At 60.0% G+C, this 12378-nt stretch carries 8 protein-coding genes and 1 riboswitch; of the genes, 5 read left to right on the plus strand and 3 right to left on the minus strand.

Going from position 1 to position 12378, the window contains the following annotated elements; all coding sequences use genetic code 11:
• Nucleotides 1-36: 36 nt before the first annotated feature.
• The 3 genes from ACYZUC_RS25285 to ACYZUC_RS25295 all read right to left on the minus strand — a co-directional run bounded on the left by ACYZUC_RS25285 (nt 37) and on the right by ACYZUC_RS25295 (nt 2872).
• Nucleotides 37-621, minus strand: a complete 585-nt coding sequence (locus ACYZUC_RS25285) for a TMEM165/GDT1 family protein (RefSeq protein WP_461991113.1) — start codon at nt 619-621, stop codon at nt 37-39.
• A gap of 88 nt (nt 622-709) precedes the next feature.
• A riboswitch (yybP-ykoY riboswitch) is annotated at nt 710-835 on the minus strand.
• A gap of 39 nt (nt 836-874) precedes the next feature.
• Entirely contained in the window at nt 875-1873 is a 999-nt protein-coding gene (locus ACYZUC_RS25290; RefSeq protein ID WP_461991115.1) for a methyltransferase, read from the minus strand.
• Between the two features lie 33 nt (nt 1874-1906).
• Complete coding sequence (locus ACYZUC_RS25295) at nt 1907-2872, minus strand: 2-hydroxyacid dehydrogenase (protein ID WP_008025925.1); 966 nt, start codon at nt 2870-2872, stop codon at nt 1907-1909.
• A 242-nt stretch (nt 2873-3114) separates the two neighbouring features.
• Between ACYZUC_RS25295 and ACYZUC_RS25300 the strand changes: the two genes are divergently transcribed.
• The 5 genes from ACYZUC_RS25300 to ACYZUC_RS25320 all read left to right on the plus strand — a co-directional run bounded on the left by ACYZUC_RS25300 (nt 3115) and on the right by ACYZUC_RS25320 (nt 12349).
• A complete protein-coding gene (locus ACYZUC_RS25300; protein WP_008025927.1) occupies nt 3115-3744 on the plus strand; it encodes a LysE family translocator in 630 nt (209 codons plus the stop codon).
• Between the two features lie 271 nt (nt 3745-4015).
• Nucleotides 4016-5698 carry a fatty acid--CoA ligase gene (locus ACYZUC_RS25305; RefSeq protein ID WP_008025929.1) on the plus strand — a complete coding sequence of 561 codons (1683 nt, stop codon included), beginning with the start codon at nt 4016-4018 and terminating at the stop codon, nt 5696-5698.
• A gap of 337 nt (nt 5699-6035) precedes the next feature.
• Entirely contained in the window at nt 6036-8000 is a 1965-nt protein-coding gene (locus ACYZUC_RS25310) for a DUF1302 domain-containing protein (protein ID WP_461991118.1), read from the plus strand.
• A gap of 28 nt (nt 8001-8028) precedes the next feature.
• On the plus strand, nt 8029-9393 hold the full coding sequence (locus ACYZUC_RS25315) for a DUF1329 domain-containing protein (protein ID WP_461991120.1): 1365 nt from the start codon (nt 8029-8031) through the stop codon (nt 9391-9393).
• Between the two features lie 217 nt (nt 9394-9610).
• Nucleotides 9611-12349: a LuxR C-terminal-related transcriptional regulator gene (locus tag ACYZUC_RS25320; RefSeq protein ID WP_461991122.1), complete on the plus strand. Its 2739-nt coding sequence runs from the start codon at nt 9611-9613 to the stop codon at nt 12347-12349.
• Nucleotides 12350-12378 lie beyond the last annotated feature (29 nt).

The raw sequence follows: 12378 nt of genomic DNA on the forward strand, positions 1-12378 counted from the left end.
GCGAAGAGCGATAACGCGGTCTAACGACCTACGACGTCAAACCCACCCACTACTCTGCATCGCCTTGTACACCGCGACAATCGCCAGGACGAAGAACGCCGACGCTGCCAGTCGACGAATCAGGGTCAATGGCAATTTGTCCGCCGCAAAGTTACCCGCCAAAACCACTGGCACGTTGGCAATCAACATGCCCAGGGTGGTGCCGATGATCACCAGCCACAGTTCCGGGTATTGCGCGGCCAGCATGACGGTCGCTATCTGGGTCTTGTCACCGATTTCCGCGAGGAAGAACGCGATCAATGTCGTCAGGAACGGCCCGAATTTGCGGGCGGTGCTGGCTTCATCGTCATCCATCTTGTCCGGCACCAGGGTCCACAATGCCGTCGCAGTGAAGCTCGCGGCGAGGATCCAGTGCAACACCGCATCCGAGAAGAAACTGCCGACCCAGGCACCTACCGCACCGGCTGCCGCGTGGTTGGCCAGGGTGGCGGCGACGATGCCGGCGATGATTGGCCACGGTTTGCGAAAGCGGGCAGCAAGGATGAGCGCGAGCAGTTGCGTCTTGTCGCCGATTTCGGCCAAGGCAACGATTGCGGTGGGAACGAGAAGTGAATCCAGCATCAGGGTTTTCCTAAGGGGCGGGTCGACACGGCTATGACACGTACAGCCTTCCCGCCCCGGGTAAGGTGTTCGTGTCATAGGTCTTGTCAAACCCTGGCGATCCGTCTGATGCGGACGCTTGGGTCGCATACGCCATGGTCTGAGGACCAAGTATGTTGACGTATGCCGGACGAGCATGGCGCTCGTGGGAGACTACTCCCCTAGGACGGAGCGGATTCTGCCTAGGCAAATCCGATAGGGCAAGTACAAATTGCTAACCGCGTTTGGCCCGGTAGATTCGGAAACCCTGACCTTCGGCCTTGATTGCACACACGCCGAGGTGTTCTTCGATCAGCGGTTGGTACTTCAGGAAGCTGTTCGCAACCAGGCGCAGTTCGCCGCCGTTTTTCAGATGTTTGGCTGCTTTTCGCAGCAAGTTCTCAGTGGCGAAGTAATCGGTGTGCACGCCGACATGGAACGGCGGGTTGCTCAGAATTGCACTCAAACCCATCGGTGCGGCATCGATACCGTCACCGGTAATCACCTCGGCTTCCAGACCATTGGCAGCCAGGGTCAAGCGACTGCTGGCGGCGGCAAACGCATCCACGTCGAGCAGCGTGACCTGATTGTGCGGGTAACGACGTTTGACCGCCGCGCCCAAAACACCGGCGCCGCAACCGAAGTCCAGCAAATGGCCGCTTGGCAATTTGTCCAGGTGCTCCAGCAAAAGCGCGCTGCCGCGATCCAGTCGGCCGTGGCTGAACACGCCCGGCAGGCTGATGACTTTCAGTGGACCTTCGGCCAGCGGCAACTCGTAGGTCTGGGCCAGGCTTTCCAGGGATTTGGCTTGCGGCGCATCGGCCACGGTGACCAACCACAACTGGCAATGACGCGCACTGTCGAGCTTGCGCGGTTTGCCGAACGGGTTCAGTTGCTTGGCCGCGCCTTCGATGCCGCTGCGTTTTTCACCCACCAGGTACAACTCGCGTCCGGCCAGGCGCGAGGCGAGGGCGTTGAGGATGTAATCGGTGAGGTCCTTGGACTTGGGCAGAAACACCACGGCGGTGTCGAATTCGCGCTCGGGCGCAGTCACGCCAAAATGGCTGCGCTCGGTGAAGCGGGCATCCAGCGCGGCCTGATCGCCGGCGTGCCAGCACCAGCCGTGGGCGTCGGGCAGACGCCCGAGCAAATCATCGGCGGGCAAACCGGCCAGCAGCACCGAACCCTGGAACAACTCGGCCTGACGAAGCAGTACTTCACTGCGCGGATCCATACTCTGCTCCTTGAAAAAAAGTGCCGCAGTTTATCAACTGACGACCCGCAGCGCCTTACCGCTGAAGTATCCCTGTGCGTTTTCGGTCAATTGGCCAACGATCCGCTGCCGCGCCTCGCGACTGCCCCAGGCGTTGTGCGGCGTAACGATCAGGCGTGGAATGTCGGCGGCGAGCAACGGGTTGCCGGCGCTCGGCGGTTCGACGCTCAACACGTCGGTGGCCGCACCGCCGAGGTGGCCGCTACGCAAGGCATCGGCCAGCGCCTGTTCATCAATCAGGCCGCCACGGGCGGTGTTGACCACGAAAGCGCCGGGTTTCATCGAGGCCAGTTCGCGGGCACCGATGAAGTGGCGAGTATGTTCGTTGAGCGGGCAGTGCAACGTCAGCGCATCGATTTGCGGCAGCAGTTCATCCAGCGGCAAACGGTCCGGCCGGGCGGGGCGCCCTGGAATCTGCCCAAGCAGCACGCGCATGCCGAAGGCTTCGGCCAGTCGTGCGACCGCACCGCCCAGTTCGCCATGACCGAGCAAGCCGAGGGTTTTGCCTTCCAGTTCGACGATCGGGTAGTCCAGCAGGCAGAACTGTTTCGCCTGTTGCCAGCGACCTTCACCGACGGCTTTCTGATAATCGGCGAGGCGCGTCGCCAGGTTCAGCAGCAGCATGATCGTGTGCTGCGCCACCGATGGCGTGCCGTAACCCTGGCAGTTGCAGACGGTCACGCCATGGGCGCGGGCGGCGGCGAGATCAACGTTATTGGTGCCGGTGGCGGTGATCAGGATCAGCTTCAGTTCGGGGCTGGCGGCGATGGCGGCGGCGTCGATCAGGATTTTGTTGCTGATGGCGACGGTGGCGCCCTTGAGGCGTTCGATCACTTGATCCTGAGTGGTCTGCGCAAACAGTTGCAAATCATCGAAGCAGGCGCGCAGCGGGCTGAGGTCGAGATCGCCGAGGTCCAGCGATGGATGGTCGAGGAAAACGGCGCGGCGAGAGTTCGTCATCAACTGTACCTTTTGTGCATTGAACTGAAGGCGTAATCTGCCGAGCCTACCAGATGAAACAAATCGTTACGCAATGCCAGGTCTGCGCCGAACCTTGTGGGAGCGGGCTTGCTCGCGAAGGCGTTGTGTCAGTCGACATTGATGTTGTCTGACTCCCCGCCTTCGCGAGCAAGCCCGCTCCCACAGGGGCGATGTCAGCCTGGAAGTGATAATTCGACCGTTCAGCCTCCAGAGGAGCCCCCATGTACTGGACAGAGTTCTTGACCGTTGCCTTGATTCACCTGCTGGCCGTCGCCAGCCCCGGCCCGGATTTCGCCGTGGTGGTGCGTGAGAGCGTGACCCACGGTCGTCGCGCCGGCACCTGGACGGCGATGGGTGTCGGTACGGCGATTTTCCTGCATGTCGGCTATTCGCTGCTGGGTATCGGCCTGATCGTGTCCCAGTCGATCGTGCTGTTCAACGCCTTGAAATGGGCGGCCGCCGCGTATCTGCTGTACATCGGCTTCAAGGCCCTGCGCGCGCAACCGGCCAAACCGGTGACTGACGATCTGCACAAGGAGGCAGGTGAGCGCACTGCTCGTGGCGCCTTCACCTCGGGTTTCGTGACCAACGGTCTGAACCCGAAAGCCACGCTGTTCTTCCTGTCGTTGTTCACCGTGGTGATCAATCCGCATACGCCATTGGCGGTGCAGGCCGGTTACGGGGTTTACCTGGCGGCGGCGACGGCTTTCTGGTTCTGCCTGGTGGCAATGCTGTTCAGCCAGCAACGCGTACGTGCCGGTTTCGCCCGCATGGGTCACTGGTTCGACCGGACCATGGGCGCCGTGCTGATCGCCATCGGAGTGAAACTCGCGTTTACCGAGATGCATTGACCGACGAACACCACCATCTGTAGGAGCCGGCTTGCCGGCGATGGTCTTTAACGATGAAGCATCTGTTCCTGGAAGGACGCGGCGCCTGCAAGTCCATCGCCAGCAAGCTGGCTCCTACAAGGAAAGAGTTCGGCAAATGGGTGAAAATGCTGGCGCAACGCTAGCATTTGCTGAATGTTGCAAATCATTCCTTCGGCTGATTTGGTTGTCATGGAAGGGCACTAGAGTGCTTACTTTCAGCCACGACCGTGCAGTCAGAAAAGGGATTCTTATGTTGCAGACTCGCGTTATCCCCCCAGCCGAAGGCGCTTACCAGTATCCGCTGCTGATCAAACGGCTGCTGATGTCCGGCGCGCGCTATGAGAAAACCCGCGAGATCATTTACCGCGATCAATTGCGCTACAGCTATCCGACCCTGATCGAACGGGTCGCACGCCTGGCCAACGTGCTGACGGCGGCCGGCGTCAAGGCAGGCGATACCGTGGCGGTGATGGACTGGGACAGCCATCGTTATCTGGAATGCATGTTTGCCATTCCGATGATCGGCGCGGTGATCCACACCATCAACGTGCGCCTGTCGCCGGAACAGATCCTCTACACCATGAATCACGCCGAGGACCGCTTCGTGCTGGTCAACAGCGAATTCGTCGGGCTGTACAACGCGATTGCCGGGCACCTGACCACGGTCGAGAAAACCCTGCTGTTGACCGACCTGCCGGAAAAGACCGCCGACCTGCCGAACCTCGTCGGTGAATACGAGCAGTTGCTGGCGGCCGCAAGCACGCAGTACGACTTCCAGGATTTCGACGAAAATTCGGTCGCGACCACCTTCTATACCACCGGCACCACCGGCAATCCCAAAGGCGTGTACTTCACCCATCGGCAACTGGTGCTGCACACCATGGGCGTGTCGACCATCATGGGCGCCATCGACAGCGTGCGGCTGTTGGGCACCAACGACGTGTACATGCCGATCACCCCGATGTTCCATGTGCACGCCTGGGGCTTGCCGTATGTGGCGACCATGCTCGGGCTCAAGCAGGTTTATCCGGGGCGCTACGATCCCGAATACCTGGTGGAGCTGTGGCGCAAGGAAAAGGTCACCTTCTCGCATTGCGTACCGACCATCCTGCAGATGGTTCTCAACGCCAAGGCGGCGCAAGGCACCGACTTCGGCGGCTGGAAAATCGTGATCGGCGGCAGTGCATTGAATCGTGCGTTGTACGAAGCCGCCAAAGCCAAAGGCATTCAGCTGACCGCCGCGTACGGCATGTCGGAAACCGGCCCGCTGGTTTCCTGCGCGCACCTCAACGATGAGCTGATGGCGGGCACTGAAGACGAACGCACCACGTACCGGATCAAGGCCGGCGTGCCGGGGCCTTTGGTGGAAGCGGCCATTGTCGACACCGACGGTAACTTCCTGCCCGCCGATGGCGAGACCCAGGGTGAACTGGTGCTGCGTGCGCCGTGGCTCACCGAAGGCTATTTCAATGAGCCGCAGAAGGGCGCCGAGCTCTGGGCCGGTGGCTGGCTGCACACCGGCGACGTGGCGACGCTGGACAGCATGGGAGTGATCGACATTCGCGACCGGATCAAGGACGTGATCAAGACCGGCGGCGAATGGATTTCCTCGCTGGACCTGGAAGACCTGATCAGTCGCCATGCAGCGGTACGCGAAGTAGCAGTGGTGGGCATTGCCGATCCGCAGTGGGGCGAACGCCCGTTTGCCTTGCTGGTGATCCGCGAGGGCCATGTAATCGGGGCCAGGGAACTCAAGGAGCACCTCAAGCCATTTGTGGAACTGGGGCACCTGAGCAAGTGGGCCATCCCGAGCCAGATCGCCCTTGTTACTGAAATTCCCAAGACCAGTGTCGGTAAACTCGACAAGAAGCGGATTCGCCTCGACATCACTGAATGGCAAGCCAACAACAGCACCTTCCTCTCGACGCTTTAAGCGTCTTCCGGCGTGCCCGAAATGGCACGCCAGCCCCACCAAGCAAGCGCTTGGCTTGTGAAATCAGAATTTTCAGCCATTCTTCCCGTGCCGACAGGTGTCGGCCTGGCGAAAGGACTGTTCCAGAGTGGCCGGCAGCTGCAAATCACACTTTAGAGGGATCAAGCAGTACTACCTGCTGGCTATAGTCCGCTCAAGGATTTTTAAGAACGGGGCAAACGCACAAAACGGGGCGATGCAACTTTGGAGTGAATTCGGAATGCCTTGGCTTCCGGTCAACCACAGCGTTTTTAAAAGTACTCACTGCCATAACAATAATGCACATGGAGTAGCGTCGATGACATCAGTAAACCAGTTCTGGCGCCGGGCAAAACTGCCTCTGGCTGTCAGTCTTGCCTCTACGCTCGCCGGGCCCGCATTCGGCGTCAGTTTCAACGTTGGTGAAATCGAAGGTCAGTTCGACTCATCCCTGTCGATTGGTGCCAGTTGGTCTACCGAGAACGCCAACAAGAACCTCATCGGCGTCAACAACGGTGGCAATGGCCTGTCCCAGACCTCCGATGACGGCCACTTGAACTTCAAGAGCGGGGAAACCTTCTCGAAGATCTTCAAAGGCATCCATGACCTTGAATTGAAATACGGCGACACCGGCATCTTCGTCCGGGGCAAATACTGGTATGACTTCGAACTTCAGGACGAAAGCCGTCCGTTCAAGGACATCAGCAACGACAACCGCAAGGAAGGCGCCAAGTCCTCCGGCGGGCAAATTCTCGACGCCTTCGTCTACCACAACTACTCGATTGCCGATCAGCCGGGTTCCGTGCGTCTGGGCAAGCAGGTAGTCAGCTGGGGTGAAAGTACGTTCATCGGCGGCGGCATCAACTCGATCAACCCGATCGACGTTTCTGCGTTCCGCCGTCCAGGTGCCGAGATCAAGGAAGGCCTGATCCCGGTCAACATGTTCTACGTGTCCCAGAGCCTGACCGAGAACCTCTCCACGGAAGCGTTCTATCAACTGGAATGGGACCAGACCGTTACCGACAACTGCGGTACGTTCTTCTCGCAACCGGACGTGATTTCCGATGGCTGCGATAACAACCTGGCCGTGCTGCGGACCCGTAACAGTCTCAGCAACTCGTTGCGGGCTTTGCCGGCCGGGTCGCGTAACGCGGTCCTCAACACGCTGGCTGCCAGGGGCGTGAACTGGGGTAACCCGGACGAAGGTGCGATCGTTCGTCGCGGTCCGGATCGCGATGCGCGTGACAGTGGCCAGTTCGGTGTGTCCTTCAAGTACATGTTCGAGCCGCTGGACACCGAACTCGGTGCCTATTTCATGAACTACCACAGCCGTGCGCCGATTTTCAGCGGCAAGGGGGCTCCGGCGAGCGCCTATAACGCACAGGCACTGGGTGGCGCTCTGACTGGCGCACTGGTTGGCACAGGCATCCCGCTGGGAACCGCGGCTGGCATCGTGGGGGGCGCGAACGGACTGGCGGCGCAAACCCTGCCATTGGTGGTAGCGGGTAACTCCAGCTACTTCGTCGAATACCCGGAAGATATTCGGCTTTATGGCCTGAGCTTCTCCACCACGTTGCCTACCGGTACCGCGTGGAGTGGTGAGTTCAGCTATCGTCCGAACGCACCGGTACAGCTCAACACCACCGACATCCTCTTTTCCGGCCTGACGCCACTGAACCCTAACGTTTCCGTGCTGCAAGGGCAGCCAGGTGCGGATCAGCATGGCTATCGTCGCAAGGAAGTGTCTCAACTGCAGACAACCTTCACTCACTTCTTCGATCAGGTGATGGGTGCCGAGCGACTGACGTTGGTGGGCGAGGTTGGCTGGACTCACGTCGGCGGCCTGGAAAGCACTTCGAAAGCCCGTTACGGGCGTGACCCGAGCTACGGCCCAGGTCCATTGCCAAACGGTCAGTGCCAGGCATTGAACGCTTCGACCCTGGCAGGCGGTCCGCAAAACAACGTCAGCCGCTACTGCGAAAACGAAGGCTTCACCACGACAGACTCCTGGGGCTATCGCGCTCGTGCGATCTGGGAATACAACGACGTGATCGCCGGTGTGAACTTCAAGCCGAACATCGCCTGGTCCCATGACGTCGACGGTTACTCGCCTGGCCCTGGCGGCAACTTCGAGGAAGGTCGCAAAGCGGTCAGCCTGGGTCTTGATGCCGAGTACCAGAACACCTACACCGCGTCCCTGGCCTACACCAACTTCTTTGACGGCAAGTACACCACCGTGGATGACCGCGACTTCGTTGCGCTCAGCTTCGGCGTGAACTTCTAAGCACTGCATTTTCAGGACGAACACACCTATGAAAACAACAAAGAGTCTGTTCCACGCCGGATTTCTGGGGCTAACGCTGCTGGCGACCAGCGTGATGGCAGCGGTCCCTGCGGCCGAAGCGGACAAGCTGGGCAAGAGCCTGACGCCAATGGGCGCCGAGATGGCAGGTAATGCCGACGGTTCGATTCCAGCCTGGAAGCCGTTGCCGAAAAACGCTGGCGCTGTCGACAGCAAAGGTTTCCTGTCCGACCCGTACGCCAGTGAAAAACCGCTGTTCACCATCACTGCGCAGAACGTTGACCAGTACAAGGACAAGCTTGCCCCGGGCCAGTACGCGATGTTCAAGCGCTACCCGGAAAGCTTCAAGATGCCGGTCTATCCGTCCCATCGCGGCGCGACCGTGCCGGATGACGTGTTCGCTGCCATCAAGAAAAACGCCACCGCCACGGAGCTGGTGTCCGGCGGCAACGGCCTGAAAAACTTCGAAACCGCGGTACCGTTCCCGATTCCGAAAACCGGTGTCGAAGTCATCTGGAACCACATCACCCGTTATCGCGGTGGCAGCGTGACCCGTCTGGTGACCCAGGCCACGCCGCAGCCGAACGGCTCGTTCAGCCTGGTGTACTTCGAAGATCAGTTCGTGTTCCGCGACAAGATGAAGGACTACGATCCGGCGAACCCGGGCAACATCCTGTTCTACTTCAAGCAGAAAGTGACCGCACCAGCACGTCTGGCAGGTGGTGTGCTGCTGGTACACGAAACCCTCGACCAGGTAGCGGAACCGCGTTCGGCGTGGGTTTACAACGCCGGTCAACGTCGTGTGCGTCGTGCACCGCAAGTGTCCTATGACGGGCCGGGTACTGCGGCTGACGGCCTGCGTACCTCCGACAACCTGGACATGTACAACGGTGCCCCGGATCGTTACGACTGGAAACTCGAAGGCAAGAAAGAGATGTACATCGCCTCCGACAGCTACAAGCTCGACGATCCGAAGCTGAAGTACAGCGACATCATCAAGGCCGGTCACATCAACCAGGACCTGGCTCGTTACGAGCTGCGCCGGGTCTGGCATGTCGTGGCAACCCTGAAGGAAGGTCAGCGTCACATCTACGCCAAGCGTGACTTCTACATCGACGAAGACACCTGGCAAGCAGCGGTGATCGATCACTACGACGGTCGCAACCAGCTGTGGCGTGTGGCGGAAGCTCACTCCCAGAACTACTACAACGTTCAAGTACCGTGGTACACCCTGGAAACCCTGTACGACCTGCAGTCTGGTCGTTACCTGGCACTCGGTATGAAGAACGAAGAGAAATCTGCGTATAACTTCGGCTTCACTGCCACCACCAGCGACTTCACCCCGGCGGCATTGCGTCAGGATGGCGTTCGCTAAGCAACATTGAGCTGAGGCCGCATCCTCGAAAAACGCCCCGACTGGTTCGGGGCGTTTTTTTTGCGTATCAATAAAGGCCCTTCGTAGTGGCCGTCCAATCGCAGGCATGTAGTATTTTTGTAGCCATTTGTAGCAATAACCTTCATTACCTCTTCGTTTACCGCTAGTCTGCGGACATCTGCAACGCCGCCAACAGCATTTCAAACAAGAGCCGGCCATGACTGATCTGTCCCCACTCCCGGGCCCTGCAAACGTTACCGTCGCGACATTGGACGGGCGTTTTTTTCGGCCTCCGCTACCCGACGGCCATGTGCTGCGACCTCGTTTATGCGAGCGCCTCAGTGCCGGTCTCGGTGGCCGGCTGTTACTGGTCAGCGCGCCGGCGGGGTTTGGCAAGAGCTCATTGGCTGTGGAGTTCTGTCAGGGGCTGCCGGTACATTGGCAAAGTCTCTGGCTGGGGTTGAGTCCGCGGGACAACGATCCAGGCCGTTTTCTGGAGCGATTGCTCGAAGGCCTTCAGGACTTTTTTCCGCAGTTGGGCCGCCAGTCTCTGGGGCTGCTGAAAATGCGTCAGCGGCATCAGCCGTTTGCTTTTGAAGAATGGCTGGACGGCCTGCTCGATGAGTTGGCCGTGCACCTGTTGCCGACGGCGCCATTGCTGCTGGTCCTCGATGACTATCATCTGGCGCAGGGGCCGGTACTCGATCGTTGCCTGCAGTTTTTCCTCAATCACCTTCCCGACGGCTTGCTGGTGATGGTTACCAGTCGCCAGCGTCCGGACTGGCATCTGGCGCGGCTACGGTTGTCGCGACAATTGCTTGAGTTGCATGAGCAGGATCTGCGCCTGACCCACGACGAAGCCTTGACCCTGCTCGATCGGCACAGCAGTTCGTTGCGTGGCGAAGCACTGGAAAACCTGATCCAGCGCAGCGAAGGCTGGGTTGCCGGCCTGCGTTTCTGGTTGCTGGCGGCCTCCGAAGCGGGCTCCGACGGTGCGTTACCCCAATCCCTGCACGGTGGGGAAGGGCTGATTCGCGATTACCTGCTCGAAGAAGTCATCGATTGTCTGCCCGCCGAGGTGCAGTCGTTCCTTTATGACACGGCCCCTCAAGAGCGTTTTTGCAGCGAGCTGTGCGATGCCGTTCGCGAAGCGCATGACAGCGCCGAGATCCTACGTTTTCTGCTTGCGCACCAAGTGTTCCTCGTACCGCTGGACGAACATGGCCACTGGTACCGCTATCATCATCTGTTTTCCGACCTGCTGCGCACCCGGCCAACCTCACAGGCGATGGTGCCGGCGGCTAGCCTGCATCTGCGTGCGTGTCGCTGGTTCAATGCCCAGGGCCTGCTCGATGAGGCGGTGGAGCAGGCGTTGCGCGCCGGGCATCTGGACGTCGCGGCCAACCTGGTGCAGAACCTTTCCGAGGAACAATTGCTGGCAGAACAGAATGTCGGCATGTTGCTGCGCTGGAAAATGGACTTGCCCGACAGCCTGCTGATCAGCACGCCGCGGTTGATCGTGCTTTACAGCTGGGCCTTGGGGCTGGCCTGTCAGCTCGACGCCGCCGAAGAGTTGGCCAGTCATCTGAGCCGCTTCCTGCCGGCACCGTCGGCCACTGCGCAGAAATCCATGCTGGCGCAATGGTTGGCATTGAGCGGGATCATTGCCCGCGGGCGCGGCAACCGCGAATTGACGCTGCTGTATTGCACCGAAGCGCTGGAAAGCCTGCCATCGAAACGCTACGGCCAGCGCCTGATGTGTCTCTCGACCCTTTCCAACCTGGCCATTGCCGACGGCGACTTGTGGCGTGCCCGTGGCTTGAACCGCGACTCGCTTGAACTGGCGCAACGGGTGGGTAATCCGTTATTCGAAGCACTGGCCCATTACGACCGGGCGCGTGTGTTGCAGGCGCGAGGGGAAATCCTGCGTTCGCTGGACGAAGTCCGTCAGGGGCTGCAACGCTTGCAAGGGTTGTCGCCGCAACGGCTATACGCCGTGCGCGCTCGATTGACTTTGTACGAAGGATTTCTGCTGGCCCTGCGCCTGCAGCCACAGACCGCTCGGCTGCGTTTGCAGGCCGGTTTGACTGAGGCTCGCGCCTGTCGCGACATCAGCGTCCTGATCGGCCATTGCGTGATCGCACGGCTCGAAGGTAGCTGCGGCGAGTTCGCCAAGGCCTTTGCCGAACTCGCCGAAGCCGAGCGGCTGATGCACATCTGGGACGTCCCGCCGATCTACTACCTGGCGATGATCACCCTGGTCAAATGCGAACTCTGGCTGGCCCAAGGGCGCACCGATCTGGCGGAAGCCTGGCTCACACGATTGGGCCAGACCTATAACGGCGAACAGCCGGCGGCGCCTCCGGAATTCCATCCGCAACTGCCACTGCATATCGAGTTGCAGCAGGCCTTGCTTGAGGTCATTCAGGCGCAGCCGATGCTGGCCGAAGGGCGATTGAATGCGTTACTCGAGCATGGTCAGCAAACCGGTCGGCAGTTGCTCAGTGTGATGGCGCTGACGCAGAAAACCGAACTGCTCCTTGCGCACAACCGCGAGCCTGAAGCCCGGCAGGCCTTCGCTCAGGCCCTCGAAGCGGCCAGTGGCGGCGCGCTTCAGCCTTTTGATGGTTTGTTGAACAAATGCCCCGACTGGCTTCGCGAGCAACTGCAGAACTGCGCGAAAGCGACGGTATCGCAGAGCCTGTCGGAGCGACTCCCCGTTATCGCTGCACGCATTGCTCCGGAGCCCTCACAAGCCTGCGAGCAACTCAGTTCCCGTGAACTGTCGGTTCTGAAACTCATTGCCCAAGGCTGCTCGAACCAGGAAATCAGCGATCAGCTGTTCATTTCCCTGCACACGGTTAAAACCCACGCCAGCCACATCAACAGCAAGCTCGGTGTTGAGCGGCGCACGCAGGCGGTGGCGCGGGCCAAGGCATTGGGAGTGTTGGGCTGACGTAGTGTGACGATACACAGGCGGTCAAT

Source organism: Pseudomonas sp. GT1P32, from assembly GCF_054897805.1.